The 26,781-nt window shown below is 72.5% G+C and carries 13 protein-coding genes; 6 read left to right on the top strand and 7 right to left on the bottom strand.

Features of this window, described 5'->3' with window-relative positions:
* The first annotated feature begins 31 nt into the window (after positions 1-31).
* Entirely contained in the window at positions 32-400 is a 369-nt protein-coding gene (locus POF43_RS13660) for a WXG100 family type VII secretion target (RefSeq protein WP_271323693.1), read from the top strand.
* Entirely contained in the window at positions 397-14,304 is a 13,908-nt protein-coding gene (locus POF43_RS13655; RefSeq protein WP_282704569.1) for a WXG100-like domain-containing protein, read from the top strand. Before POF43_RS13660 ends, POF43_RS13655 begins: the two co-directional genes overlap by 4 nt.
* A gap of 32 nt (positions 14,305-14,336) precedes the next feature.
* On the opposite strand, the gene POF43_RS13650 is transcribed toward POF43_RS13655, so the two are convergent.
* A complete protein-coding gene (locus POF43_RS13650) occupies positions 14,337-15,695 on the bottom strand; it encodes an acyltransferase (protein WP_271322308.1) in 1,359 nt (452 codons plus the stop codon).
* 306 nt (positions 15,696-16,001) lie between these two features.
* On the opposite strand from POF43_RS13650, the gene rfbH reads away from it, so the two are divergent.
* Entirely contained in the window at positions 16,002-17,303 is a 1,302-nt protein-coding gene (gene rfbH / locus POF43_RS13645) for a lipopolysaccharide biosynthesis protein RfbH (RefSeq protein WP_271322307.1), read from the top strand.
* Between the two features lie 76 nt (positions 17,304-17,379).
* On the opposite strand, the gene POF43_RS13640 is transcribed toward rfbH, so the two are convergent.
* Positions 17,380-18,588, bottom strand: a complete 1,209-nt coding sequence (locus tag POF43_RS13640; protein WP_271322306.1) for a macrolide family glycosyltransferase — start codon at positions 18,586-18,588, stop codon at positions 17,380-17,382.
* 53 nt (positions 18,589-18,641) lie between these two features.
* Positions 18,642-19,247 (bottom strand): dTDP-4-dehydrorhamnose 3,5-epimerase family protein, encoded by a 606-nt coding sequence (locus POF43_RS13635; protein WP_271312414.1) that lies wholly within the window; start codon positions 19,245-19,247, stop codon positions 18,642-18,644.
* A gap of 185 nt (positions 19,248-19,432) precedes the next feature.
* Between POF43_RS13635 and POF43_RS13630 the strand changes: the two genes are divergently transcribed.
* Positions 19,433-20,416: an NAD-dependent epimerase/dehydratase family protein gene (locus POF43_RS13630; RefSeq protein WP_271322305.1), complete on the top strand. Its 984-nt coding sequence runs from the start codon at positions 19,433-19,435 to the stop codon at positions 20,414-20,416.
* A 22-nt stretch (positions 20,417-20,438) separates the two neighbouring features.
* On the opposite strand, the gene POF43_RS13625 is transcribed toward POF43_RS13630, so the two are convergent.
* The 4 genes from POF43_RS13625 to POF43_RS13610 all read right to left on the bottom strand — a co-directional run bounded on the left by POF43_RS13625 (position 20,439) and on the right by POF43_RS13610 (position 23,891).
* The gene (locus POF43_RS13625; RefSeq protein WP_271312416.1) at positions 20,439-21,200 is read right to left on the bottom strand and encodes an AfsR/SARP family transcriptional regulator; all 762 of its coding nucleotides are present in this window, start codon (positions 21,198-21,200) and stop codon (positions 20,439-20,441) included.
* Positions 21,201-21,220: 20 nt separating this feature from the next.
* Positions 21,221-22,243, bottom strand: a complete 1,023-nt coding sequence (gene rfbB, locus POF43_RS13620; protein ID WP_271312417.1) for a dTDP-glucose 4,6-dehydratase — start codon at positions 22,241-22,243, stop codon at positions 21,221-21,223.
* A gap of 118 nt (positions 22,244-22,361) precedes the next feature.
* Positions 22,362-23,609, bottom strand: coding sequence for an activator-dependent family glycosyltransferase (locus POF43_RS13615; RefSeq protein WP_271312418.1), 1,248 nt, complete (start codon positions 23,607-23,609; stop codon positions 22,362-22,364).
* A gap of 45 nt (positions 23,610-23,654) precedes the next feature.
* Positions 23,655-23,891: a ferredoxin gene (locus POF43_RS13610; protein WP_271312419.1), complete on the bottom strand. Its 237-nt coding sequence runs from the start codon at positions 23,889-23,891 to the stop codon at positions 23,655-23,657.
* A gap of 278 nt (positions 23,892-24,169) precedes the next feature.
* Between POF43_RS13610 and POF43_RS13605 the strand changes: the two genes are divergently transcribed.
* Positions 24,170-25,402, top strand: coding sequence for a cytochrome P450 (locus POF43_RS13605; RefSeq protein ID WP_282704568.1), 1,233 nt, complete (start codon positions 24,170-24,172; stop codon positions 25,400-25,402).
* 87 nt (positions 25,403-25,489) lie between these two features.
* Positions 25,490-26,683: a cytochrome P450 gene (locus tag POF43_RS13600; protein WP_271312421.1), complete on the top strand. Its 1,194-nt coding sequence runs from the start codon at positions 25,490-25,492 to the stop codon at positions 26,681-26,683.
* Positions 26,684-26,781: the final 98 nt, after the last annotated feature.

The following is a 26,781-nucleotide window of genomic DNA, read 5'->3' as shown; positions in this document are numbered from 1 at the left end:
CGGCCCGGTAACGACGAACGAGGAGGCATCGATGGCTGACGGCACGTTCTCGGTGAACACCGAGGGACTCCACCGGCAGTTGCCGTACGTGGAGAATCTGGCGGAGCGGTTCCGCGGCATCGGCACCAGCTTGCAGGGGCGGCTGGGCGAGCTGGGCGAGTGCTGGGGCGACGACACCACGGGGGAGCAGTTCTTCGGCCAGTACGAGGCGCCGCGCGAGCAGATGTTCCAGGGCATCGGGGACTCCGCCGACGTGCTGGACAGCACCGCGCAGGGCATCGACACGATGGCCCGCAACTACGAGCGGCTGGAGGACGAGAACGTCACGGCCGTGCGGTCGCTGGCGCCGCGTTCCGCTCCGCAGGAGAGCGGCGGCGGGGAGAAGTCCGGCAAGCCGTGAGCATCAACCTGCCCCCGGAACTCGCCTGGGTCGCCAAGCTCGCCGTCGGCCAGTCGTGGCCCAAGGGCGACGAGGACAAGCTGCGTTCCCTGGGCGAGGCGTGGGACGACGCCGCCCGCCAGCTCTCCGCCATCAGCGAGGAACTGGGTCCGGCCACCAACGGTGTCCTGGAGAACCTGGGCGGCTCGGTGGCCGACCAGTTCGGCGACTTCGTCACGCAGTTGCAGTCCAACCTGCCCGACATGTCCACCGCCGCCGGGCAGTTGGGCGAGCTGGGACGCAACACCGGGGTGCAGGTCGAGTACGCGAAGTACATGATCCTGGCCCAACTGGTCTGGCTGGCGGCCGAGATCGCGGAACTCGCCTTCTGGGCGCCGGAGGCGATCCCGGTGGCGGTGACCTCCGCGCGGCTGATCGTGCGGATGCTGCTGCGCCGGCTGCTGACCTCGATCGCGATGGGCGCGGGGTTCATGGTCTTCATGGACGCCGCGATCCAGGGCATCCAGTTCCTCAAGGGCGACCGGACCAAGTGGAGCACGGAGAACACCATCCAGGCGCTGGAGTCCGGGGCGATCTCCGGGGCCATCGGCGGGGTGTTCTTCGGCGGCGCGAGCGTCTTCAAGCCGAAGTTCGCCGGTTCGCTGGGCGGCAAGGCCGTCCTCGGCGGGCTGACCGGAGTCGTGAGCACCGCCGCGCTGGGCGGCGTCTTCGGCGGCGACGACGAGGACTTCGGCGCGTCGGCCAGCGCCGGCATCATCGGCGCCCTCGGCGGGGGCGGCGGACGGCGCCGCTTCGGCGACGGCGGCCACACCGAGGTCGACCCGGTCGACCTGCACCTGCCGCCGGTCGCCGACTTCCACCTGCCCGACGTCGACGGTACCGGCAAGCCGTCGCTGGACGACTTCGGCGGGAACGGCCCCTCCGCCGGCTTCGGCGGCCCGCACGACGGCGCCGGCCAGGAGAAGGGCTCGCCCAGCACGTTCCCCGCCCCGGCCAGCAGGCCGAGCACGTCCGCGGCCACGGGCGGCAGGCTCGGCACCGTACCGTCCTCCACCGTCGGCGAGGACGACGGCGGCGACCGGGACACCGGCGAGGACGACCGGACGACCGCCGGCGACCACGCCGAGCCGATCACCGGCCAACAGACCGGCACGCCACAGGACGTGGAGGCGCCACCCCAGGTGGCCCTCACCGGCGAGAACGACGGCGGCCTGCCCGGCTTCGGCACGACGCTCACCTCCGGCGGCCCCGGCGAGCACGGGGACACCTCGACCGAGGCGGCGCCGACGCCGGTCACACGGACGAGCGTGCCGCCGGTCGTCACCGCGCGCGACACCCCGTCCGCCACCCTCCCCGGCCGGCCGAACGACACCACAACGGTGTCCCAGCCGCCCCCGGTCCGCACCAGCACCCCCGGCACCGGCACCTCGCACACCGGCCCCGACGGGATCGCCCCCCGCGCCCCGCGCAACGCCATCCCGTCCGGCACCTCCACGAACGCCGCGCCGCCGCAGCTCACCCACGTCGCGGCCCCGCCGACCGACCACACCTCCGCGCCGGCCCCGGAACACGTCTCTACGCCGCCGGACGACCACGTCTCGGCACCGCCGCCGCAGGAGCACGTCTCCGCGCCGCCTGCCCAGGAGCACGGCGCGCCCCCGCCGACCCAGGAGCACCTCTCCGCGCCGCCCCCGGAGCAGCGCACCGGCACGTCCGCGGACCAGCAGCACACGAACGCGCCCCCGCCCGACCAGCGCAGCACCGCGGCACCGGCCGGGGACCATGCCACCGGCGACGCGGAGCACCTCACCCTGCCGGACGCGCCGCAGCACGCGCCCGGCGGGCCGCAGGGGACCGTGACACCGGCGCAGCCGCACACCGTGCCGCCGGCCACCGAGCACCGGGTCGGTGAACACCCGGACACCGCGACGCGGTTGGCCGCGCTGACGGTGCCGACGCGTGAACCGGGGGCGGGGAACGGGCCGTTGGACAGCGCGCCGCGGCCGCCCGAGGGGACACCGGTGTCGCCGGGGGTCCGGGTGGAGCAGCGTGCGGCGGACCTGGACCGGGCGGCGCGAGGGTCCGGCATGCCGGACGAGGTCCGGCAGGACTACCTCTCATCGATCCGCTCGGCGTCCGACGCGGGCGACTGGAACGAGGCCGGACGCCAACTCACCGGGTTCCGGCAGCACATCGGGCTCAGCTCGACCAACAGCCGTTACACGGACTTCCGTTCGCACGCCGACGCCGGGTTCGAACCGATCGGCGCGCTCGGCGGCTCACGGAACGCCTGGCAGGCGCACGTCGACGCGGTGGAGACGGCCCGCCGATCCGGCGACCCCGACCGCCTCGACACCAGCCTGCACGCGTACACCGCGTACGTGGAGAGCCACGTTCCGCCGGAGTCGCCGCACGGCGGTGGCGGCCCACGACCGGACAGCGGCGCGGCCGACGAGCTGCGCCACCGCATCGCCACGTCGAACGACCCGGACCACACCGTGCGGCTGCGACAGCAGCTGGACGACCTGCGGGCGAACGAGGAACTCCAGGCCCGCCTCGACGCCCTGCGCGACGATCACCCGGCGCAGCCCGACGACGACCTGCACGACCTCCAGCAACGCCTGGACCAGCTGCGCTCCACCTCCGCGCCCGGCACCGGGACCCCGCACGAGGAGAGCACGCCGCCGCCGCACGACACGACCACCGGAGAGCACGGCACCGGCGATCACGGCACGAGCACCGCGGAGCACGGCACCGGCGACCGCTCCCCGTCACCCTCGCCGTCCCCCTCCCTGTCGCACGGCACCGAAGGCGACACCCACGGCACCGGCGACCTCGGCGACCGGATCAGGGCCCTGCGTGAGCCCGGCGACGACCAGGAGCGCGACCTCCTCCAGCGGGTCGACAGCGCCACCACGCCGGAGGACTCCGCCCGCGCGCTGGCCGACCTGCACGCGCACCGCGAGGTCCGGCAACTCCAGCAGCGGCTGGACACGTTGCGCGACGAGACCCCGCCCGAGCACGTTCCGACCGAGCAGGAGCTCAACGACCGCCTCGACGCGCTGGGTCACGGTGAGAACGATCCGCGCACGGCCGAACTGCGCCAGCAGGTCCGTGACGCCCCCACCCCGCACGCCGCACACCGGGCCCTGGACGACCTCGCCGCACACCAGCGGCAGCGAGAGCTGGCCCGGCAGGCGCAGGTCCGGCAGCTCACCGACCGGCTCGACACGCTGGGCGACCGGCTCAACGACCACCTGCTGAACGGCCGTTCCGGCGACGCGGCGGACGTCCGCGACACCGTCAACCACGTCCGGCGGCAGCTCCACGCCGCCCAGACGCACGACGAACGCGTCAGCGGCCTCGGCGACGAGGCCGACCGCCCGCTGCCCGCGCCGCCGCCCGCGCCCGGCCACCTCGGCCGCCTGACCGACGGCGCCGCGGCCGCCCGCAACGGCGACACGGCCGACCAGCTCTCCGCCCTGCCCGGCACGCCGACCGCAGAACCGGTCACGCGGGCGGGCGGCGCCGGCCGTCCGGCGGAGCCCGTCCCCGTTCACGAGCAGCCGCCGCACCGGACCACGAGCACGTCCTCCTCCGGTGCCGGAACCCACACCGGCGCCGGCCACCGGACCGTTCCCGCACCGCACCAGCGGTCCTCCGGCACCCCGTCCGACGAGCACGCGAGCCGGAGCGACCACGGCGACCACGGCGACCTGACACTCCAACGCCCGCCCGCCGAACGGGAGTCGACCGCCGGGAACACCTCGCACGACCCCCGTCGCGAACCGGTGCCGACCACCGACGGCCTCGACGCGCTGCACGCGCAGACCCGGCCCACGCACCAGCCGACGCACGAGGAACAGCACCAGCCGCACCAGCCGCCCGAACAGCGGACCGCCCACCAGCAGGCCGACGACAGCGCGTCCGAGCACGAGCGGACCGGCGATCACGGGTCCGACCACCAGCAGAGCGGCGGTGAGCATCGCACCGGTGACCACCGGAGCGGCGGCGGTGGGCGGGCGACGCCGCCCACCATGCGTCCGGACCGCACGCCGCGCTTCGTCGTGCGCTCCGGCTTCGATCAGCGCCGGTTCACCTTCGGCGACCGGACGTACACCGATCTGACCGTGAAGATCGCCTTCCGCGACGACCCCGCCGTGCCGTACGACCGGGCCGACCTGTGGAACCGGATGCAGCAGGGCGTCGAGGAGTACTTCAACAAGCCGGATTACCGGTTGCCCGACGGCGACCACCTGCACGTGACCGTCGAGCCCGCGAAGGACGGCGAGAAGCCGCACCTGACCGTCGACGTCACCGGCGACGACCACGGCATGGACCAGCGGACCTGGAGCCCGCACGCCCAGCCGATCGCCTACGCGCACGAGATCGGGCACCAGCTCGGCCTGCGGGACGAGTACCGGGACGCCACCGGACCGCACCGGCCGCACATCCCGGGAAGCCTGCTCGGCGACTTCAACCGGCCCTCCGAGCACGGGCTTTCGCAGGGCGGCCTGCGGGACCGGCACCTGCACCTGCTGGGCGCGCTCACCGCCGGTCACGGCGAACTGAACCCGCCGTCCGGCGACCACACCGCGACAAGCGGCTCCGGCGCGGGCACCGACGCCGGCACCGGCCACCACAGCGGTGGCTCACCCGAGGCGGTGACGCCCAAGGCGCCCTCCAGCACGGCGCAGGCCCCGCGCCCGTCGGCCTCCGCCGAACGGCCCGCTGCCTCCGGCACGCTCCACGACCACCTGCCGGAGAACGAGTGGTGGAAGTTCTACATCGACCCGAAGAACCACGCCGAGGCGCAGTCGCGCTTCCCCGACAACCCCGGCTCCCTCTACGACAACGACCGCTCCCCCGGCTTCCAGCAGGGCATGGTCGCCGCCTACCAGCGCTTCCTCGGCGACCCGGACACGGCCCACACGCCGATGAACGCCGCCTCCTACCAGGAGATGCACGGGCTGGCCACCAGCAACCTCGGCCGGAACCTCGACTGGTCCGGCGGCCGCCCCACGCACTTCCCGCTGCGCGGTGAGCACCTCGCCCCGGACATCTTCGACGAGATGATCGGCGACCGGCCGCTGGTCTACGACATGACCACCCACGACTGGTCGAAGCCGCGCCCCGACCCGCAACCGGTCACCATTCTCACCAAGTTCATGTTCCCCAACCCCGTGCTGTCGACCAACTACCGCCGCGGTGAGGCGCCCGGGCTGGTCGACGACGTCTTCACCCGGCACTACGCCGAGGTCGGCCGGCCCGGCGCCGGCGTCGACGACAAACTCGCCGCCATCGCCAGCACGGTCCGCGCGCTGCACGTCATCCACCCCTTCGAGGACGGCAACCTGCGGCTCAACGTCCAGATCCTGCTGCCGAAACTCCTGCTGGAGTCCGGCTTCAGGCCCCTCGTGCCCGACGACATGTACACCCTCTTCCAGGGCCGGATGTCCGTGCCCGACATGGTGGGTTCGCTGGTCAGGAACGGCGCCACGGACACCGTGACGCCGCATCAGGGCGCGGCGGACACCCCCGGCCCCTCGGTGGCACCCCGGCTGCCGTCCACCACCGCCACCGACGGCACGGGGCAGCCCACCGCACCGCACCAGCCCGTCCCGACGACCGGCGGTGCGGGAGCACACCTCGGCGACGACCCGGCCTGGCAGCACAGCCGCGCGCAGGCACCGCCCGAGACCCGGCAGCACACCTGGGTCGACCCGGTCTCGGACCCGACCCACCCGGTCGACCCGGCGTCCCTGGACACGGCGGAGGAGCCGCACCCGTCCGACGTGGCGGAAACACCCCACGGGTCCGAGGCGGTGGAAACACCCCCCGAGTCCGACGTGGCGGAAACATCCCACGTGCTGGAAACACCCCACCCGTCCGACGCATTGGAAACACCCTCCCAGGACCTCCCGTACCAGGACGACGCCTCACTCACCCCCACGCCGCCGGTCTCGCACACGCCTCCGGTCTCGCACACGCCGCCGCCGGTTCATACTCCGCCGGCCGTTCACACCCCGCCGGCCGAGGTCCACACGCCTCCGGCCGTCCGTACCCCGCCCGCGCTCCACACTTCGCCCACCGACACGCCCGAGCACGGGCAGCTCATGGCCACCCCGCCGCCGCACCACACCACCGACGCGTCACCGGTCACCGACCACCACTCCGCGACCGAGGACATCGCCACGACCGTCCCGCTGCCGTTCCACCCCGGCGGGGAGGGCGAGTCGGCGCCGGAGCACCCGCCGGCGCCGGTGCTGGACGGGCGGCACACCGCGACGCTCGCGGGCAAGAAGATCACCGAGGAGCCCGGGCCGGCGGCGGTGCGTGGCCGGATCGGCGACCTGCTGGGCGGCCGGCGCGGCGACACCTCGGTGCGGCAGGGCCTGGACGGCAACCTCGACGACGCCAACTTCCGTGAGCAGCACCACCGGATGGTCAACGGCGGCTGGCGCTTCGGCATCCGCGTCGACGGCAAGCCGTACGAGGTGCGCGTGGACGCCACGCCCAGCCCGTGGCACCTGGACGCCGACCGCGACTCCGGCAAGGAGAACGACGGCGACGGCTTCCAGGTCCCGTCGAGGACCGAGCACGTACCGGAGCCTCGCAAGACCGAACTGACCACGTCCGAGGGCGGGTTCGACGCGGCGCCGACCTACATCGGCACCGTCGACCCGACCCTGGTGGGCCTCGGCACGGTCTCCGTGCACGTCGGCGGCGGCAGCCACGGCACCGGCACGACGCACACGGTGACCACCGGCACCGAGAACGCGGTCGCGCTGACCGGGAAGACCGACAGCTACACCTCCGAGTTCACCTACCACGTCACCGTGCTGGACGACCACGGCCGCCCGCTGCCGATGCCCGGCGGGCCAGGCACCGTTCAGCGGCCGATCACCGGCCAGGTGCGCGCCGACGTTCCCAGGCCGGCCCGCACCGACACCAACGGCCCGCGTTCCTGGCCCGGTTGGCACCCCGGACCACGGCCGGAGGACGAAGGGGCCGGCTCCCGGGAGGGGCAGCCGCTGACCGTCACCGGTCTGGACACCGCCCGGGACGCCGTCTTCCAGCACCTGCCGGCCGAGGCCCGCCCGGACGGCACCGCGCACCAGGACATCGAGGACTTCCTCGGCGAGCCCAACGTCATCAACCACTTCGAGCACGCGGCCGGTTGGGGCCTGACGTCGAAGCCGATGACGTTCAGCGACGGCTCGACCGGCCACCTGCGACTGACCGTGGAACCGGGGCACTCCGACGTGCTGGACACCGTCGGCCACAAGAGCACGCTCGGGTCGAACGCGAAGGGCGAGCACGCCAACAGCCGCTCCGAGAACAGCTCGTGGTCGCTCGGCGGCAGCGGGGGCGCGTCCGGGCAGGTGTGGAAGTCGCCGCACGACGGCGAGACCAAGTGGCTGACGGGCACCGCCGGTTACTCCTACGGCAGTTCGCTCTCGCACGGATCGTCGTCAAAGTACTCCGCGTCGTCGTCCACCTCGCACGAGGCGTCCGGCAACGCCGACCTGGTCTCCACCGACGTCCGGTTCCGCATCCAGCTGATCAAGGACACCTTCTCCCCCCGCACCGACGGCCTGCACGGCACCGCCGTCCAGCACATCGGCCCCGCGGACCCCCAGCAGGAGCAGGGCCACGGGGACGGCGAGGAGCAGGAGGGCCGTCCCGGTCACGTCGTCATCGACATCGAGCCGGTCCACCCGCCGGCCGGCCACGTCCTGCGTGCCGTCCCGCACCCGCCGGCCCCGGCGACCGCCCACCACGGCAGCGGTGAGCCGTCCACCGGCACGCGGCCCGCCACCCCGCACACCGCGCCCGCGCCGCCGACCGGGGCGGTGCTGCGCGGTCCGCTGACGCAGCAGCGCACGTCGTTCCTGCACTTTCCGGGGTCGGCGGAGCTGGCCGACCACATCACCGGCGAGGCGTGGCGGCAGGCACCCGGTCTGCTGCCGCCGCCGCGCGACGTCGACGCCGGCGGCCACCGCGTACCGCCGCAGGCCGTCGACAACCTGCGGACCCTGCACGAGCGGCTGTCGGCGTCGGCCCTGCGCGGCGCCGGCCCCGACCTGCTGGACGGCACGTACCGGATCACCCTGGACAGCTCGCACCTGCCGGGGCTGAGGGCGAGGACGTACGAGGTCCTGGTGCGGGCCGACCCGGGCGAGGGGCACCACCTGGCCGGCGGCACCTCGACGGCGAAGGACGGGCAGAAGCGGTCCTTCTCCTCCGAGGCGTCGGTCACCCGCGGCAGCAAGCACACCGTCAGCGGCAGCGGCAACCTGCGCGGTTCGCTGGACCACTTCGACGTCCAGCGCGGCTACCTGCTGGCCAACGCCGACGGCTCCTACGCGCCGTCGCACGGGGTGACCACCGGTCACGAGACCGAGACCAGCCGGGAGTTCAGCCTGGAGGGCACCGGCGACACCTACGGCTACCCGGTGTCGTACGACGTGCTGGTCGGCGAGGCGAAGGAGGGCGACCCGACGACGGCGGTCTCCACGCTGCCGGTGTCGCCGCACGCGCAGCAGGTGCGGACGGTCCGGCCGGGCGGCCACCTGACCGTCGAGGTGCGCCCGCCGCAGGACTCGCCGACCGCGCCGCGGCACCCGGCCCTGGACCACCTTCCCGCCGCGCACACGATCCGCCACGTCGGCGACCGCGACGACTTCCGGCAGCAGGCCGCGAGGGCGCTGCACAACGCCTACCGCCACCGCGCGGGACACCAGGAGGGCGACGGGCACCAGGTCACCGTTCCCGACCTCGGTGCGGCGCTCGACGCGTTCGGCGGCCACGACCAGCTGAAGGCGAACATCTCCGCCTCGCACAGCGGCTGGACCAACACCGGTGACGAGCACGTGGGTTCGGGCCGCAACCGGGACACCGTCGGCCTGTCGGTACGCACCCGCCTGGACGGCTTCACCTACCGCGAGACCCTGCCGGGCAAGGGCAGGCTCGACGTGGAGACCACGTCCAGCACGTCCGTCTCGGTGGCCGGCAAGTCGTCGCTGTCGGTCCGCGGCGGCGTCGGCGGCGACTTCCTCAAGGTCCCGCCCACCCCGCACGACCCGCACCGCTCCAGCTACCAGGTGCGCGGCGGCGTCAAGGCCAAGGGCTCGTACGGCGGCAGCGGCGGTGAGACGTCCAAGCAGAAGGCGACGTCGTCGCTCAAGACGTCCCACGAGGGCACCTGGCACGTCTACGAGGCCGACGCGCACCTGACCATCGTCGGCCGGGTCACCGACGCCAAGGGCACCACCACCCACGGCGAGCCGACCCACAGCGAGCACCGCGTCCTCGTCCTGCTCTCCGACGACGACGTCCGCGCCCTCGGCGGCGGCCGGCACGAAGGACAGCAGAACGAAGGGCGGCGGGGCGATCAGGGGCTCGGAACCCGGGACCGACCGGGCGGCGGGCAGCGCACCGGTGAGGACGGCACGCCGCCCGAGGAGCGGACGGGCGAGCCCGACGACAGCCTGGCCCCGCCGCCCGAGCCGCGGCAGGCGGTCCTGCTGGAGAACGGCGTGACCGGCGGGACCCGCATGCGCTTCGGCGACACGGACGGCATCCTGCGGGAGATCGACCGGCAGATCCGCGGCCCGCAGGCCGACGACGCGGTACCGCGGGCCGCGCTGCCGTTCGCCGACACCTTCTCCCCCGACCACCTGGCCGCGCACCCCGACGACCTGCTCGGCAAGGGCATCCTGGCCCAGCACGTCGAGGAGACCCGCACCAACCGCACGGTCACCGAGGTCCTGGTACGCGGCGTCCCGCAGGACGGCTGGCGGGACGAGGGGCAGCGCTCCGACGCCGAGACCACCCGCAAGACCGGCTTCTCGCAGACGGTCAAGGGCAGTTCGGGCCGCAACTGGTCGCTCGGCGCCGAGGGCAACTTCCGCGCCTCGGTGCGCGGGCCGTCCGACAAGGAGCACTTCGGCAACGCCACCTGGGCGCCCGGGGTGGGCGGCGAGGGCAGCCGCAACTCCGGCGCGGACTCCGGGCTGACCACCGAGGTCGGCCACAAGACGTCGAAGTTCGGCGGCAGTTCGAAGTTCAGCACCCACATGCGGTTCGAGGTCACGGTCACCCGCCGCAACGAGTACCAGCGCTTCCACCACCTGCCCGAACGCCCGCGCGACGTCGTACCGTCCTGGCGGGTCGAGGCGTGGGTGCCCACCTCGATGACCCGGGCGCCCGGCACGCCCTCCCCCGCCCCGCACACCGCGCCCGGCACCCAGCAGCACGGCCTTGGGGTGACGGACGGCGGCAACACCGTCGAACTCCAGCAGATCCCCGCGCACTCCGCGGCCGACCGCGCCCAGTGGCAGCAGTCGCTCGACGACGGCCACGACCTCATCGGCTTCGACCACTCCGGGGACCTGCTGGACAACGCCACGACCGCGCTGACCACCCCGCGCCCGTGGGGGGACGGGGTGCTGGGCCGGATGGGTTCGGCCTCCTCGTCCCTGTGGAACGCGGGCACCGGCGCCGCCGGACGGCTGGCCGGCGGCCTGACCCCGGCGGCGGCGCGGCGCGTGCTCGACAGCTTCGTCTACGACTCGCGCCTGGACGCCGGCAACCCGCTGCGCACCGAGCAGCGGCTGCCGCTGGAACAGCAGACGTCACTGCGCCAGGCGTTCTCCCCGCAGACGCTCCCGACCGTCTTCCACCAGCTCAAGACGCCCGCCGGCTACCGCACGGTGCCGCTCGGCCAGGACGGCAGGACCGGACTGCGATCGGTGATCGAGCCGACCGGGCCGGCCGAGGAGATCGGCGAACGGCCGGACGGCGGCGACGAGATCACCGTCAGGACCGAGGGCGAGTCGTCCACGTCGGCCGGCACCGCGTACAACTGGAACGTCACCCCCAGCGACGGCTTCGCGGTGACCGGCGACCCCGCCGTGGTCGTGCCGTTCCCCGGCGCCAACGCGGTCAAGTTCGACCGCGACGAGAGCCTGGAGAGCAAGGCGCCGGTCACCCTCGCCCCCGGTGTCACCGGCCGCCCGCTGGCCCCGCCGGCCATGCCGCACGGCAAGACCGCGGAAGAGCCCGGCAAGGCCACCGTCAAGGGCCCGCAGTCCCTCATGCGCCAGCCCGTGCGCGTCACCACCGTCAAGTACGACGACGACGGCACCTACGGCACCCCGGTCCCCACCGACGGCCACGTCTACTACTGGACCGCGAAGACGGCACCCCCCGAATCGCCCGTGGACACCGCGTCGCACACGGATGACCGGACGGTGAGCGACCAAACGGTCGGTGATCGGACGGTGAGTGACCAGGACACCGGGGACCACGGCAGCGAGGACCAGACGGTCGTCGACCACACCGTCGGCGACCACGGCACCGTCGACCAACCCCCCGTCGACCACGCCACCGTCGTCCCGCGGCACGGCGCCGGGGACCGGGGCGGCGCCGGAGGCGACGGGCATCCGGGTACGGTCACGCCCCAGCAGGCGCGAACGACGTACGGGATGCCGCAGAAGAACTTCGACAAGTTCCGCCAGAAGGCCCGGGAGCGCAACCTCGTCATCGACGTGCGGCCCACCAACCCGTCGGCGCCGCACTGGCTCGACAAGGGCATGCTGCCCAAGCCGAAGGACATCAAGGCCAAGACGATCAACGACACCGACGTCCGCCTCGGCGCCAACCCCGAACACATCGGCCTCGTCGGCTACTTCGAGCCCACGCTGCCCCGACGCGGCGCCCTGGACGACGACTCGTCGTGGAACACCGTCGAGTCCCGTCACCACCAGCGCCTCGACGAGTTCAACGAACTCGCCCCCACCTTGCGGCACTTGGCGGAGCAGGACCGCTTCCGGGTCCGGGACGGGCTCATCGAGGGCAAGGACGACAGCGGGACCTGGAAGCCGATCACCGGCGACCACGACATCTTCGATATCTCCACCCCCGGCGGTTCCCGACTGAGCCCGACGACGTACGAGAACACCTGGCAGGACATGAAGGCCAGCGACATGGCCGTCATGCACGGCGCCCACATGTACTGGGAGGCCCCCCGCAGCCCGTTCAGCGAGAAGGTCTTCAGCAAGATCGTCGACTCCCACCGCGGCCCGGACGGCGAACCCCTGCTGCGCTTCACCCCCGACAACCACAACGCCACCCTCGTCTTCTCCCGCCACCCCGGTTCCACGGACACCGGCACCGTCAACCACGGCACCGAAACGCCCGACCTGACCACCGTCAACCACCCCACCGGTCCGCCTGACCTGACCACCGGCGACCACCAGAGCCTCCACCAGCACGACCACCGGGACGACGACCAGCACGACCACCGGTCCGACGACCAGCAGGACGACCAACTCACCGACGGCGAACGTGACTTCGGCGAGCGGGTGGCCGTGCCGGGTGACGGGCGGTGTCTGTTGTACTCGGCGCTGGCGAGCACGCCTGCGGAGTTGTGGCCGCACGCGCTGATCGAGCGGGCCGGGACGGGCGGGCAGCACGGCGACGCGCACACGCTGCACGCGGGCGTGCTGTCGGGCGTCGACCGGCGGGCCGGACGGGGGAATCGGGTGGCACCGGACTCGGTGCTGGGCCGGAGCGCGGAGGCGCTGCGCTCCCTGGTGCTCGACCACGTCCTGTCGACGCCGCGCGAGGAACTGCCGCAGGACGTGGTGCTGTCCTACCACGAGAGCCAACAGGCCACGATCGCGGCGCAGTTCGCGGGCGCCGACCGTGACGCGCTGTTGGCGTCGCTGCGTGCGCGGGGGGTGGAGTCGGTACGGTCGCAGGACTGGTTTCCGCCGATGACGCTGCGCCGGATGTATCTCGACGCGCGGATCGCCGAGTTGACCGACGAGCAGGATGTGGACCCGGCGACGGCGCGGGCGATCGCGGAGGCGCAGGTGCCGGTGCGGACCGTCCAGGGCCTCGGCGGACCGCAGTTGACGGACGACGCGCTCTCACCGCGTGAGCAGTTCGACTACCTCCAAGGACGCGGCGGCCCGATCCCGCTGGAGAGCCTGCCGGACCACGGCCTGCGGGTGGCGGCGACCCAGACCGCGGTCCACGGCCCGCTCACCGAGCCGGAGTTGCACGGCCTGGTCAACGCCATCAGCAACTGGGACCCGCACAACCAGGGCTGGGCCGACGACGCGGGTGAGATGTTCCCCGGGCTGCTGGCGCACGCACTGGGCGTACGGTTCCGGATCGTCCAGCCCACCGCGGACGGTCCGGTCGCGCGGGCGGTCGTGGGTCCGCGCGGCGCCCCGCTGGTCGACCTGCACTACAACGGGCACAACCACTACGACGCGTCCACGCGGCCCGCCCCGGTCGGGCACGGGCGGCAGAACGGCCACCCGAGCGGGCACGCCCCCGGACCGGCCCCGAAGCACCCGCAGAACCCGTCGCATTCGCAGTCGCCGTCTCCGTCGCACGGACCGACGCGGAAGCCGTCGGCCCACGGGCCGTCCGGCACGCCACCGCCACCGCCGGCCGCCCGGGTGCAGCGGGTCGGCGGCGGGACGTTCCCGTTCGACGGCGAGACCGCCGCCCTGTCGCCGGCCGCCCTGAAGTCCCTCGACGGCGCGGCACGCCAGGTCGCGGAGCTCGCCGTCGGCAGCGTGGAACGCGGTGGGCCGGTACCCGTGCTGACCGTCGAGGGGCACGCCGACGTCGTCCGGGACGGCCTGCGGCACTTCGGGCTGTCCGTCCGGCTGGCCCGGCAGCGCGCCGAGGCCACCGCAGCCGCGTTCCGGGCCGCGCTGGCGACGCACCTGGCCGCGCTGCGGGCCGCCGGGCGCGCCGACGTGCCGGCCGACGCCGTCAGCGTCGTTCCGTCCGCCGCGGCCGGACCGCCGGCCACCGGCGGCCCGGTACCGGCCGGCGCCGTGGTGACGGTGGGCATGCCGGTGCCGGCGCCCTGACCCGGCGGGCCGGAGCTTCGGCTCGGCTCGGCTCAGCTCGGCTCGGCGTAGGCGTGCAGGCGCCGGTCCCAGTGCGGGTCGTCGAACGCCTTGGCCACCTCGCGCGGCAGGGTCAGCTGCACGTCGCGGCCGGCGTCGTCGTCGGGGGTGGCGTTGATGCGGAAGGTCCAGGGGATGAGGTTGGGCGGGTACTGGCACCAGAAGGGCCGGCCGGTGCCGAAGTCGATCCGGTAGACGGGGAGTCTGCCGAGGTTGTTGACCGCGACGGTGCTGTCGAACGCCTCCAGCGCCATCCGGCTCATCACGCCCTTCACCCGGCCGGCCCGGCGCTGGGACTCCAGGAAGCCGATCTCGTCGTGCATGACGGCGCCGGTCACGCCGTCCAGCGACTCGCGCAGCACGGTGGCCACGGTGGACAGCGGGGCCGCGCGCAGTTCGCCGGCGGCCATGCCGGGCCGGACGTTGGTGACGACGTTGCCCCAGTAGGCCTCGGGCAGGTCGCCCTTCAGGGCGGCGCGCGCGCCGATGACGATGCCGAGGCGTTCGCGGCTGTCGGCGGGCCGGTCGCGCAGTTCCGCGGCGACCTGCCACAGGTGGGCGGTCAGCGCGTCCGCCGACGACACCCACTTGCCGGTGCCGGCGAGCCCGGCCTGGGCGTTCTCCTTGATCGCGCCGATCTCGCCGGCGGTGAACCGCATCCCGACGGTCCGCATCCCGGTGGCGCCCTTGTTGACCCGCCACAGGAAGGCGAGCTTCTGGCGCCGGCCGACCACCGCGTACTGGTCGCTGTGCTCCTCGGCGCCCGGTCGGGCCAGGGAGGCCAGCGAGTCGAGCACGGCCCGGTCGTGGCAGGGTGCCGGGTGCTCCAGCCCCAGGTGCTCGGCGGCCCAGTGCTGCATGAACGTCATGTAGGCCGTGCCGTCGACGACGCTGTGGTTGATGCCGACGCCGAGCGCGCAGCCGCCGCCCATCCGGGTCAGCTTCACCGTCAGCACCGGCTCGTCGTGCCCGACGGCCATGAAGGGGTTGACGTTGCGCAGCAGGCGCTTGTCGACCGTGCTGTCGTAGTCGTAGTCGGGCAACGGCGCGTCCGCGTCGGCTTCGACGAAGACCGCGCCGGCGTCGTTGCACACCACGCTCAGTCCGCCGTCGGCGTCACGGGCGAGCCGCCCGGTGAGCAGCGGATAGTGTGCGAGCGTGCGCGCGAGCGAGGCGCGCAGGGCCGCGCCGTCCAGGGCGGTGCGGTAGAAGAACACCCGTGATGTCGCGAACGTGCCGGTGAGCAGGTCGAGGACGCTCAGCCGCACCCGTTCCCCGGAGGCCGACCCCGCCCGCACGATGAAGGAGGGGCCGCGGCTTCTGGAACGCGCGGAGCGGCGGGCTGTACTCATGCGACACGGCTCCCTGGATCATCGGGCGAACGACGCCGCGGGCGTACCCGGGCATCTGCCGTTCCAGCATCGCCTCCGGGGCACTGAGGTTTTCCCTAGAGCGCGCCGGGCCGCACGCCGGGTGCCGCGGGCGCCAGGTGGCGCGCGTCCTTTTGGTGGTTCCCTAGAGTTCCGGGCCCCGACTGGATCGGGCGGCCGACAGGTGCTGATGTGGACCCGTCCAACCGAACCGGACACCGGGGAGCGGTCGCCGACGGCCGCGCAACGCCGAACGTCCCCGCTGCTACCCACAGGAGGCCGCGGCCGATGGGGAACGACAAGACCGAGATCCTCGACCAGGTACGTGCGTACCACCAGAACAACGTGACGTCGGGATTCATCCCGGGCGTCACGCCCGTCATGGCATCAGGCGCGGTGCTGGACGAGAACGACCGGGTCGCCCTCGTGGAGGCCGCCCTCGACATGCGCATCGCCGCCGGGGTCAGCTCCCGGCGTTTCGAGCGGGCGCTGGCCAAGTACTTCGGCCTGCGCAAGGCGCACCTGACGAACTCCGGATCGTCGGCGAACCTGCTCGCGGTCAGCGCGCTGACCTCCCACCAGCTGGAGGACAGCAGGCTGGTGCCGGGCGACGAGGTCGTCACCGTCGCCGCGGGCTTCCCCACCACGGTGAACCCCATCCTGCAGAACGGCCTGGTGCCGGTCTTCGTCGACGTGGAGCTGGGCACCTACAACGCCTCGGTGGAGCGGATCGAGCAGGCGATCGGGCCGCGCACCAAGGCGATCATGATCGCCCACGCGCTCGGCAACCCCTTCGCCGTGCAGGAGATGGCCCAACTCGCCTCCGACCGGGGCCTGTTCCTCATCGAGGACAACTGCGACGCGCTGGGCAGCACCTACCGCGGGCAGCTGACGGGCACGTTCGGCGACATGGCGACGGAGAGCTTCTACCCCGCGCACCACATCACCATGGGCGAGGGCGGCTGCGTCCTGACCGACAACATGGTGCTGGCGCGGATCGTGGAGTCGATGCGCGACTGGGGCCGGGACTGCTGGTGCGAGCCGGGCGAGGACAACCGCTGCTTCAAGCGGTTCGAGCAGCAGATGGGCACCCTGCCGGAGGGCTACGACCACAAGTACATCTTCTCCCACATCGGCTACAACCTGAAGTCGACCGACCTTCAGGCGGCGCTGGGGCTCAACCAGCTGACCAAGATCGACGACTTCGGCACGGCGCGGCGCCACAACTGGGCGCGGTTGCGGGCCGGGCTCGACGGGGTGCCGCACCTGCTGCTCCCGGAGCCCACACCGGACAGCGACCCGAGCTGGTTCGGCTTCGCCATCACCGTGCTCGACGACGCGCCGTTCGCCCCCAAGGAGCTGATCGACCACCTGGAGTCGGCGAAGGTGGCCACCCGGCGTTTCTTCGCCGGCAACCTCACCCGTCACCCCGCCTACCAGGAGCGGGAGTTCCGGGTGAGCGGGCCGCTGACCAACAGCGACACGATGGCCGAGGCCACCTTCTGGATCGGTGTCTTCCCCGGGCTGACCGACGAGATGCTCGACCACAGCATCGCGACCCTGACCGAGTTCGCCACGCGTCACCGCTGACCGGACCGGCTGCGAAAGCGGCCCCGCTCCCCCGATGAGGGGGAGCGGGGCCGCTTTCGGCGTGCGGCCGGCGGGTTCAGCCGCGCGGCTGCGGGGCCCAGGCGCGCAGCCGGTCCGCCGCGCCCGCCGCGCCGCCGGCCTCGCGCACCGCGGTGCGCACCTCGGCGAGGCGGCCGGCGAGGTCGGGGTCGGTGGTCAGCGCGTCGACCGCGTCGGCCAGGGTGTCCGGGGTGAACCGGTCGGGCAGTACGGTCCGGCCGACCCGCAGTTCCTCCAGCCGCCGCGCGCTGATGGCGAGTTCGTGCGCCTGGGGCAGGGTGACGACGGGGGTGGCGTAGTACAGCGCCTCCATGACGCTGCCCATGCCGCCGTGGCAGACCAGGACGTCGGCCCGCGGCAGGACCGCCGGGTGCGGCAGCCACGCGTGGATCTCGACGTGCTCGGGTACGGGGCCGAGCCGGGCGGGGTCGACGCCGCGGCCGGTGGTCATCACCACGTGCCAGCGTTCGCTGTCGAACGCGTCGGCGCAGTCCTGGAGGAATCCCGGGCGGGCGACGGACTCGGTGCCCAGCGACACCAGGGCCAGCCGCTCGCTGTCACGGGCCGGCGTCCAGGCCGGGCCGGCGTACTCGGTGACGGTGGGGCCGGTGAAGGCGTAGCTGTCGTCGAAGATGTCGCCCTGCATCTGGAACAGCTTCGGCAGGAAGACCAGGTTGCGGTCGTCCCACTCGTTGGCGAAGCGTCCCAGGTCGGCGTCGGCAACGCCGTTGGTCCGCACGAAGTCGACGACCGCGTGGGCGCCCTTGACCATGACCGGGTTCTCCGCGTCCCACATCTGCGCCCGCAGGGAGAAGGAGTCGTTCGCCGCGTGGCTGGGGAAGAACTGCACCGACACCGCGCCCAGCCGGTAGGCGGTCATGCGGGCCGCGATGACCGACTCGAAGTCGTAGAGCACGACGTCGGGCGGGTCCTCCTGGAAGGCGGCCATGGCGAGCGGGTAGACCTTGTCCATGGTTTCCATGAGCAGGGCGTAGCCGTCGGCGGCCAGCTGGTCGGGGGAGGGAACCGCGGCCCGGTAGAAATCGCCTCGCTCGGAGTCGTAGACCACGGCCCGGGCGCCCGTACCCTCGACGAGGGGGGCGAAACGGCGGTCGATCACGAATGTGACGCGATCTCCGCGGGCCATCAGTTCACGAGCGGTCTGCAGCACCGGATTGACGTGACCGAAATCCGGGAAAACGAAGACAGCGAAATGGAGCGCCTTCACATCGGTGCGCTGGGACATGGTCGTCACCTTCGTTCCGACCGCGCCCGGGACGGGCCCGGTCCGTGTGAGGTTCAGGAAGTGCCACGGAGCGCGGCGTAATAGGCCAGGCATGCCTCGTAGTCGGGGAGCAGGCCGGTTTCGCGGGCCCGGGCGACCGACATGGCGCCGGCGTCCTTGGCCGACATCAAAGGGGCGTCCGGCAGGTCCCACGGCAGGTTCAGTTCGGGGTCGAACGGGTCGATGTCCAGTTGGGTGCCCGGGACGAACTCGGTCGAGCACAGGTAGGAGACACAGGTGTCGTCGGTGAGCGCGAGGAAGCCGTGGACCAGCCCCTCCGCCACGAAGACGGTGTCGCCCGACTCCGCGTCGAGCCGGTTTGCCTCGTACACCCCGTAGGTCGGCGACCCGGTGCGCAGGTCGACCACGATGTCGAGCACCGCACCGCGCACGCAGCAGACGATCTTCGCCTGGCCGGATGCCAGCAAGGTGCCGTGCAGACCGCGCAGGGTGTTCTTCCGCGACACGGAGTAGTTCACCTGGGTGATCGGGATGGGACGCCCGATTTCCTCGGCGAGTTCGCCGTGCCGGAAGGACTCGTAGAAATTTCCTCGCGAATCGGTGAACTTGTGCGGCGTGATGCGGAACGCGTCCGGTACCGCCATCTCTCGAACCTTCATGATGGTGCCAACGCTATGGCGTGTAATTCCAGCCTCGTTGAAGGACCGCTCCCGGGACGCTCGAGTCCATTCATTCTGGATGAGCCCACGATAGGCGACTGGAATGGTTGAGCTGTAGCGCCCCGGCAGTGCATGCGTGGTTCGCGTGCGCGCCGCGCCGGGACGGGATCTGTGAGGAGGCTGGCATGGCGGTGGTCGATGGGCATCGGCTCGCCGTGGCGACGGACGAGGCACCCCGGCGGGTGATCGTCATGGGCGGCACCGGCTTCCTGGGCCGTCACGCGGTCGCCGCTTTCGCGGCCGCGGGCGTGGACGTGCTGGCCGTCTCCCGCCAGGCGACCCTCGCCACGGCCGGCTGCCGCTCCTGTCACCTCGACATGTTGGACGGCAGCCCCGCCGAGCTGGCGCGGATCATCGACGCCGAGCGTCCGGTGGCGGTGGTCAACGCCGCCGGTGTGGCGTGGTCACCGTCGCCCGAGCACATGGAGCAGGGCAACCACCAGCTCGTGGAGTGGCTGCTGTCGGCGCTGGACCACGCTGCGTGGAAGCCGCGTCTGGTGCACCTGGGCTCCATGCACGAGTACGCCCCGCAGCCGGTGGGTTCGTCGCTGGACGAGTGGGGTTCGGTACGGCCCACCACGCAGTACGGCCGTACGAAGCTGCTGGGCACCCGGGCGGTGCTGGAGGCCGCCGCGGCCGGCCGCACCGACGCGGTCGTGCTGCGGCTGTCGAACGTGATCGGCGCGGGTTCGCCGCCGAACAGTCTGCTGGGCCGGGTGGCCCAGCAGCTGAAGGAGGCGTCCCGCACCTCCGGGCCGGCCGTGATCCGGGTGGCGCCGCTGCGGGCGCACCGCGACTTCGTGGACGTACGGGACACTTCCGAGGCCATCATGTGCGCGGCGACGGCACCGATCGGTGCCCGCCGGGTGTTCAACATCGGGCGCGGCGAGGCGGTTCACGTGCGGTCGCTGGTGGACCAGCTGATCGCGGCGAGCGGTATCGCGGCCGAGGTGGTGGAGGAGGACGCCGGCGGTTCGACCAGGCCGCCGACGGATCCCGACTGGATGCGGGTGGACATCCGGCTGGCCCGCCGGCTGCTGGGATGGTCGCCGTGGCGGGGGCCGGACGTCTCGGTGCAGGAACTGTGGAAGGCGACGATGTCGGAGTGACCGGTGACCGGTGACCGGCGGGTCAGCCGGGCAGCAGGCTGAGGTCCGCGGTCGACTCCTTGCCCTCCAGCACGTGCTGCTGGATGCGCTGGATGCCGGGCGAGGGGTCGAGCCCGAGTTCGTCGCGCAGCACGGTGCGCAGCTGCTGGTAGACCTGGAGTGCCTCGTCGCGCCGGCCGCAGCGTTGCAGGGCGATGATCAAGCTGCCCTGGAACCATTCGTGCAGCGGATGGGCGCAGGCCAACTCCTTGAGTTCGCCGACCAGTTCGCGGTGCAGGCCGAGGCTGAGCTCGGCGCTGACCCGCAGTTCCATGGTGTGCATGTGGCGTTCCTGCAGGCGCATGGCGTGCGCCTGGAGCAGCGGGCCCTGGATGACGTCGGCCAGCGCGGGCCCGGTCCACAGCGCCAGGGCGGCGTTGAGCAGTTCGGCCGCCGTGCGCGGGTCGCCCTCGCGCAGCGCGGCCTGGCCCCGGGCGGACAGTTCGGCGAACTCCGCCTCGTCGCACTCGCCCGGCCCGACCCGCAGCAGGTAGCCGGCGGCCTTGGTGACCAGCGGTCCGTTGTTGTCGGCGGGGTCGCCGTTGGGTTCCAGCAGCTTGCGCAGCAGGTAGACGTAGGTCTGCACGGTGCCGGTGGCACTGCGCGGCGGCCGGCCCTCCCACAGTTCGGTGGCCAGGGCGCTGAGCGAGACGTGTTCGTTGCGCCGGGCGATCAGGACGGCGAGCACCTGGCGCACCTTGGGCGCGCTGGGTGTCGTCGTGCGTCCGCCGGCGGTGACCTCCATGAGGCCGAGTGTGCGGCACCTCAGCATGCTGGCGCCCCCACAACGTTCTCCTCGGCGGGCAGCGCGGCCCGCTCCCTGAGCGACTCCCACCAGTCGCGGTTGTCGCGGTACCAGGCCACCGTCTCCGCCAGGCCCTCGACGAAGTTCTTGCGCGGGGTGTAGCCCAGCTCGGCGTGGCTCTTGCTCCAGTCCACCGAGTAGCGCAGGTCGTGCCCCTTGCGGTCGGTGACGTACTCGATCCGGTCGTGGGAGGCGCCGCAGGCCTCCAGCAGCAGGTGGGTCAGCTCCCGGTTGGTCAGCTCGGTCCCGCCGCCGATGTTGTAGACCTCGCCGGGGCGTCCGCCGGTGCGCACCAGCTCGATGCCGCGCACGTGGTCGTCGATGTGCAGCCAGTCGCGGATGTTGAGGCCGTCGCCGTACAGCGGCACGTTCTTGCCGTCGAGCAGGTTGGTGACGAACAGCGGGATGAGCTTCTCGGGGAACTGGTGGTGGCCGTAGTTGTTGGAGCAGCGGGTGACGCGCACGTCGGTGCCGTGGGTGCGGTGGTACGACAGCGCGATCAGGTCGCTGGCGGCCTTGGACGCGGCGTACGGGGAGTTGGGGCTCAGCGGCGTGGTCTCCGCGGTGGAGCCGGTGCTGATCGAGCCGTAGACCTCGTCGGTGGAGACGTGCACGAAGGTCTCGATGCCGTGCCGGTGGGCCGCGTCCACCAGCACGTGGGTGCCCAGGACGTTGGTGCGGACGAACTCGGCGGAGTCGGAGATGGAGCGGTCCACGTGGGACTCGGCGGCGAAGTGCACGACCTGGTCGTGTTCGGCGACCAGCCGGCCGGTCTCCACCGGGTCGCAGATGTCGGCGATCGCCAGGGCGAAGCGGTCGGACCCGCGGACCGGGTCCAGGCTGGAGGAGCTGGCCGCGTAGGTCATCTTGTCCAGGACGGTGACCGAGACGTCGGGCGGGCCCGAGGGACCGAGCAGCGTCCGTACGTAGTGCGATCCGATGAAACCGGCGCCGCCGGTTACCAGGATTCTCGTATGAGTCATCTGGGCTGTGGCGCGCTGAACCCCAACGGGGTCATCGCGCCGGCCTCCTTCCCTCTGTGAGCAGTGCGGGACGGCGCGCGTGCCGTCCTGATCCGTGCGGTTGCCGCGTCGGCGGCGTTCAGCGGCTCATGGCGATACGCTCCAGTTCCGCCACCGTCTCATACGGCGTCGGCATGGCGGCCGACTCGTCGCTCAGCCGCTTGGCGTTGACGGCGAAGGTGGCGTCGTCCAGCATGCGGCGGGTGTGGTGGACGACCTTCTCCGGGGTGACCTCGCTGTGGTGCAGGAAGACTCCGGCCCCCTCGCGTTCGAGGGTGCGTCCGCGCATCTCCTGGTCGGCGACGTAGGTGGACAGCGTCAGCTGCGGTACGGCGTTGACCAGGGCGGTGGAGAAGGTCCCCCAGCCGCCGTGGTGGATGACCAGTGAGCAGCTGGGCAGCAGGGTGTGCAGGGCGACGCCGTGCACGGCCCGGACGTTCTCCGGCAACTCCCCGAGCTGGGCGCGCTGTTGCGGCATGAGGGCCGCGACCACCTCGATGTCGAGGGCGGACAGGGCGGTGAGGATGTCCGGGACGCTGATGTAGTCCCCGCCGTACGCCTCGGTGTTGGTGCGGCCCAGGGTCAGGCACACCCGCGGGCGCTTGGGGGCGTCGCGCAGCCAGTCCCACAGCACCGCGGGGCCGTTGTAGGGCTGGTAGCGCATGGACACGGTGCGCAGCCCGGTGTGCGGACGCAGCTTGGGCGGCAGGGTGTCGAGGGTGAACTGGCCGTTGAGCAGTTCCTCGTCGCAGACCACGCCGAACGGGGCTCCGCGCTCGTCGATCCATTCGGCGAGCGGGTCGGTGCGTTCGGCCGGCGGCTGCTGGGCGTGCAGTTCGACGAAGGTGCGGCGGGCCTGCGCGTAGACGTCGGCGCACCACAGCAGGCGGGCGTGGGCGGCACCGCAGGCCCGGGCGGCGATGGCGCCCGCGTAGGCGAGCGGGTCACGCACGACGAGGTCGGGCCGCCAGCTGCGGGCCAGTTCCACCATGTCGTCGATGACGGGGTCGTTGTAGCGGGCGAATCCCCACGGCACGCTGATCTCGTAGCGGCGGCGCATCGCGGGCCAGTCGACCTGCCCGGGAGCCAGCCGGCTCCAGTTGGCGACGTCGGCGTCCTGGCTCTCGCGCGAGCCGGACATGTCGGAGTGGATGCCGTGGTCGCGGCCGACGGGCGCCGCGATCAGTCCGGCCCCGGTGATGGTGTCGGTCAGCGAGGGCTCGTTGGCCATCAGTACCTCATGGCCGGCCGAGGTCAGGGCCCAGGCGAGTGGCACCATGCCATACAGGTGCGCCGACTCGGACAAGCCGGCGAAAAGCACGCGCATGGATTCTCCTCGTGGTTCACGGGAGGACGCGGCGACGAGCCGCGGTCACCCCTCCAGGACGGTGATGGCGCTGAGCGGACAGGCGTCGCGGGCTTCGCGGACGGACTCCGCGAGATGGGGCCCGGGGTTCTGGATGAGCAGGACCGCGTGGCCGTCCTGCTCGTCCTGGTCGAAGACCTCGCCGGCCGCGAGGACACATTGGCCGGTGCCCAGGCACCTGTCGTGGTCGATGACGATCTCCATGCGGCCCTTCTGCGGTGTCCGGTGGGATGGGATGCCCATAGTGCGGCGGTCACGCGGTGTTGCGGAGCGGTGGGGGCCCGGTCTGGTGATTCCTCCAGACATCGGCCCGGCCCGGGGCGGCCGGCCGCCGTGCCGCGGGGACTCGGTGAATCCCTAGAGTTCCGGGTCCGGCGCTGGCGGCCCGCTCGCGGGCCGTGCTGGGGTGGGCCGACGGACGGCCGGCGGGAACGCCGGCCCGAGGTGTGAGAACGGCCCCGGCCGTACCGGGCACAGGAGAGCCCCGGCCGTACCGGGCGCAGGAGAGGGGAACCCTGGTGGTGCACGACGACAGCCTGAACCCGCCGGACACGCCGGAGGCGTCCTCGCCGGCCGCGGACCACGGGCCCGGCAAGGTGCCCACCGTGGACCCGGACGGCGGGACGACCCTGCTGGCCTGGCTGGAGCGCAAGCGGCGCGAGTGCCCGGTGTGGTGGGACGACTCCGAGCACGTGCACGTCTTCGGTCACCAGGACGTCCAGGCGATCCTGTCGGACCCGGCGACGTACTCCTCCGACACCGTGGGCCGGCTGTCCGGCGGCAAGCGCAAGGCGCCGCGCGGCACGCTGCTGCTGCTCGACCCGCCGCTGCACGGCAAGATGCGGCGGATGGTGAGCCGGGCGTTCACCAACAACCTGGTCGCGGCCCTGGAGCCGTGGATCACCGAGCTGACCGGCGAGCTGCTCGACGCGGTCGACGGTGACCGGTTCGACCTGGTCGACGCGCTGGCCAACCCGCTGCCGGTGACCGTCATCGCCGGAATGCTGGGCGTGCCGCAGTCCGACCGGGACCTGTTCCAGAAGTGGGCCGACCAGCTGCTGTCGACCGACCCGGACGACCCCGACAGCGTGAAGCAGATGGAGGAGACCGCGGTCGGGATCTCCTCCTACCTCCAGGACTTCATCGACGCGCGCCGCAAGGAGCCGCAGGACGACCTGCTGGGCACCCTGGTGCACGCGGAGATGGACGGCGAGCACCTGGACGACGAGGACATCGCGAGTTTCTCCACCCTGCTGCTGCTGGCCGGGCACATCACCACCTCGGTGCTGATCGGCAACGCCCTGCTGTGCCTGGACGCCACCCCGGGGCTGCTGGAGCGGGTGCGCGCCGACCGTTCGATGATCCCGGCGGTCGTGGAGGAGACGCTGCGGCTGCGCCCGCCGTTCACCCGCATCGAGCGGGTCACCACGCGGGAGGTGGAGCTGGGCGGCCGGACGGTGGGCCCGGACACCCTGGTGCACCTGTGGCTGCTGTCGGCCAACCAGGACGGCGCCGTCTTCGAGGACCCCGCGGCGTTCTCCCCGGGCCGCTCCAACGTCCGGCAGGCCGCGTTCGGCCACGGCATCCACTACTGCATCGGCGCGGTGCTGGCCCGGCTGGAGGGCCGGGTGGTGCTCAACGCGATGCTGGACCGCTTCTCGGCGATCCGGGTGGACCCCGAGGCCACCTTGTCCTTCCACGGCACCAACGTCTACGGCGCCCGGCACCTGCCGCTGGTCGTCGAGCGAGCCTGACGCGGGCGGACGCCGCCCCGCACCGAAACCCACCGCGCCCCGGACGGACCGGACGGAGTAGAGATGAAGACCAGGCCAGAACCTCCCGTGATACCCAGTGAACGTGGCAAGTGCCCGTTCGACCCGCCCTCGGAGTACTCGCGGCTCCGCGAGAAGGACCCGATCAGCCCGATCACCTTCGAGGTGGCGCCGAACGACCGCGCGGGCTGGCTGGTCACCCGGCACGACTACGTGCGGCAGATCCTCGCCGACCCGCGCTTCAGCCACCGCAACGAGCTGCTGGCCCACGTGGTCGCGCCGCCGTTCCCCATCCCGGAGTACAACCCGCAGCCGTCACCGCCCGGGGCGTTCGCCAAGACCGACAACCCCGAGCACGCCAAGTACCGGCGGCTGCTGGCCGGGCACTTCACGGTGCGCCGCATCCAGCAGCACGAGCCGGAGCTGGCGTCGATCATCGACGGCGTGCTGGACGAGATGGAGGCGTCGGGCTCGTCGGCCGACCTGCTGAAGGTGTTCGCCGAGACCATCCCTGCCCGGTCGGTGTGCTCGCTGATGAACGTGCCGCCGGAGCTGGTGGCGGACATGTCCGAGCACTTCGGCGCGCTGATGAAGCTGACGTACACGATGGAAGAGTTCATCGGCCACATGGAGGCCATCGACGCGGTCTTGCGCGACATGGTCAAAAAGCGCGCGGCCGAGCCGATGGACGACTTCTTCGGCCAGCTCATCGCGACCGGCGAGCTGACCGAGGACGAGCTGGTCAACCTCGCGGTGCTGACCGTGGGCGGTTCGCTCGACACCACGCCCAACATGCTGGGCCTGAGCGTCTTCGCGCTGCTGGAGCACCCCCAGCAGCTGGCGCGGCTGCGGGCCCGCCCCGACCTGTACGAGACGGCGGTCGACGAGCTGCTGCGCTACCTGACCATCTCCCAGATGGGTTCCAGCCGGTGCGCGCTGGAGGACGTGGAGATCGGCGGCCGCACCATCAAGGCCGGCCAGACGGTGGTGCTCTCGCTGCCGTCCGCCAACCGCGACCCCTCGGTCTTCCCGGCGCCCGACGAGCTGGACGTCGCCCGGCTGCCGCGCAAGCACCTGGCGCTGGGCTTCGGTGCCCACCAGTGCCTGGGCCAGCACCTGGCGCGCTCCACCATGCGCATCGCCCTGCGCAAGCTCTTCGACCGCTTCCCGTCGCTGCGGCTGGCGGTTCCGGCCGACGAGGTCCCGCTGCGCGACCGCGCGGTGCACTACGGCGTCGACGAGCTGATGGTCGCCTGGGACTGACCGCCCGGACGGCAGCCGGTCGGCGCGAGCCGCTGGTGCTGCTGGTGGACGACGCCCAGTACGCCGACGCGGCCACCGTGCAGTTCCTGTCCTTCAGC

Origin of the sequence: Streptantibioticus silvisoli, from assembly GCF_027947535.2 — a bacterium.
GTDB classification, from domain to species: domain Bacteria; phylum Actinomycetota; class Actinomycetes; order Streptomycetales; family Streptomycetaceae; genus Streptantibioticus_C; species Streptantibioticus_C silvisoli.
The sequence above is the reverse complement of the archived record's forward strand: the minus strand, read 5'-3'. Positions and strand labels throughout refer to the sequence as shown.

What these genes read in the sequence shown, in the direction of transcription:
- POF43_RS13660 (WP_271323693.1), top strand. Translation starts at nt 32, where the DNA reads ATGGCTGACGGCACGTTCTCGGTGAACACCGAGGGACTCCACCGGCAG.
- POF43_RS13650 (WP_271322308.1), bottom strand. Translation starts at nt 15,695, where the DNA reads ATGAGTACAGCCCGCCGCTCCGCGCGTTCCAGAAGCCGCGGCCCCTCC.
- rfbH (WP_271322307.1), top strand. Translation starts at nt 16,002, where the DNA reads ATGGGGAACGACAAGACCGAGATCCTCGACCAGGTACGTGCGTACCAC.
- POF43_RS13640 (WP_271322306.1), bottom strand. Translation starts at nt 18,588, where the DNA reads ATGTCCCAGCGCACCGATGTGAAGGCGCTCCATTTCGCTGTCTTCGTT.
- POF43_RS13635 (WP_271312414.1), bottom strand. Translation starts at nt 19,247, where the DNA reads ATGAAGGTTCGAGAGATGGCGGTACCGGACGCGTTCCGCATCACGCCG.
- POF43_RS13630 (WP_271322305.1), top strand. Translation starts at nt 19,433, where the DNA reads ATGGCGGTGGTCGATGGGCATCGGCTCGCCGTGGCGACGGACGAGGCA.
- POF43_RS13625 (WP_271312416.1), bottom strand. Translation starts at nt 21,200, where the DNA reads ATGGAGGTCACCGCCGGCGGACGCACGACGACACCCAGCGCGCCCAAG.
- rfbB (WP_271312417.1), bottom strand. Translation starts at nt 22,243, where the DNA reads ATGACTCATACGAGAATCCTGGTAACCGGCGGCGCCGGTTTCATCGGA.
- POF43_RS13615 (WP_271312418.1), bottom strand. Translation starts at nt 23,609, where the DNA reads ATGCGCGTGCTTTTCGCCGGCTTGTCCGAGTCGGCGCACCTGTATGGC.
- POF43_RS13610 (WP_271312419.1), bottom strand. Translation starts at nt 23,891, where the DNA reads ATGGGCATCCCATCCCACCGGACACCGCAGAAGGGCCGCATGGAGATC.